This is a genomic window from Helcococcus sp. KG196 (assembly GCF_046035495.1).
Taxonomy (GTDB): Bacteria; Bacillota; Clostridia; order Tissierellales; family Peptoniphilaceae; genus Helcococcus; species Helcococcus ovis.
On record NZ_JBFNFI010000054.1, the window covers coordinates 1 to 219 of the forward strand.

General features: G+C 30.1%; 1 protein-coding gene. It reads left to right on the plus strand.

Going from position 1 to position 219, the window contains the following annotated elements; translation table 11 throughout:
• Window positions 1-29 precede the first annotated feature (29 nt).
• Window positions 30-219: transposase (locus ABGF45_RS08450; protein ID WP_408125378.1), on the plus strand; the 190-nt coding region annotated here is incomplete at its 3' end.

Sequence of the window (219 nt, forward strand, 5' to 3'; positions counted from 1 at the left end):
CAGCAAAAAGTAGATTAGCAAAACAATTAATAGAGTCATATGATATAAAAACTGCACAAGATATACAAGAAGCATTAAAAGACTTGCTAGGAGAAACAATAGAAAGCATGTTAAAAGCAGAACTTGATGAGCATTTGGATTATGAATATGGACAAACACCACTTTCAATAAATACAAGAAATGGAAGTAGTAAAAAAACAGTTAAATCCAGCATTGGAA